Annotated in this window: 1 protein-coding gene; it reads left to right on the forward strand. The window is 70.8% G+C overall.

The window, feature by feature from the left end:
* Positions 1 to 78: 78 nt before the first annotated feature.
* A protein-coding gene (locus tag ACZ5WK_RS40315; RefSeq protein WP_465555544.1) for an IS630 family transposase occupies positions 79 to 1,073 on the forward strand; the annotation gives its coding sequence in 2 pieces (ribosomal slippage) (positions 79 to 580 and positions 580 to 1,073; 996 coding nt annotated over the 2 pieces). This gene is flagged as partial in the annotation.

Below are 1,073 nucleotides of genomic sequence, written 5' to 3' on the forward strand. Positions count from 1 at the left end.
TTACTGACTTCGGCGCTTCGGGGTGATTGGCCTGTTCGTGTAGCTGACTGTCGGTCATCTGCGCGCTATGCCGTTGGTATGCGCTATGCGGATGGGGGCGGGCTGACGGCGAAAGGTCGGCAGCGCCGCGAGGCGGTGCGACTGGAGGCCGCCGGGTTGTTCGCCGATGGGCTGGGGCCGCCGGAGGTCGCCCGCAGGCTGCGGGTGAGCTCGAAGTCGGCTTACCAGTGGCACCAGGCGTGGACGAAGGACGGAGCGGCGGCCCTGGCCTCACGAGGCGCGAGCGGCCGGCGTTGCAAGCTGTCCGCGCGCTGCCAGGAGAAGCTGGCCAGGTACCTCGAGCAGGGGCCGGCCGCTCACGGCTGGGACGAGGACCAGATTTGGACCGGCGCGCGAGTGGCGACGCTGATCGGCCGGAAGTTCCACATCTCCTACAGCGTCTCGGGCGCCACCCGCCTGATGCACCGGCTCGGCTTCACCCCGCAGGTCCCCGCGCGGCGGGCCGCCGCGCGCGACGAGCGGGCCGTGACCGCGTGGCAGGAGGTGACCTGGGCGGAGGTAAAAGCACCCGGGCGGCCTGTGGCGGCTGGATCTGCTTCGAGGACGAAGCCGGGTTCACCCGCAGGCCGCCCAAGGGACGCACGTGGGGACGGCGCGGCATCACCCCGGTCGTGAAGGTCTCCGGCCGCGGCTCCGGGCGGGTCTCCGTCGCCGGCCTGCTCGCGATGCGCCCGGGCTTCCGGACCCGGCTGTGCCATCGGCTGCGGCGCCATACCGGGCGCAAGGGCGAACGCCGCAGCCTGTCCGAGCGCGACTACATCGGCCTGATCGACGGAATCCACCAGCTGGTCAAGGCGCCCATCGTGCTGATCTGGGACCGGCTCAACACCCACGTCTCCCATGCCATGCGCGACTTGATCAGCGCGCGGGACTGGCTGACGGTGTTCATCCTGCCCGCCTACACACCCGAGCTGAACGCGGTCGAGTACCTGTGGGCCCACGTCAAGCACAGCCTCGCGAACCTCGCCAGCGTCGCCTTGGACCGACTCGCCACGCTCGTCCGCAACCGACTC

This window comes from Kitasatospora sp. NPDC032757, assembly GCF_055579305.1.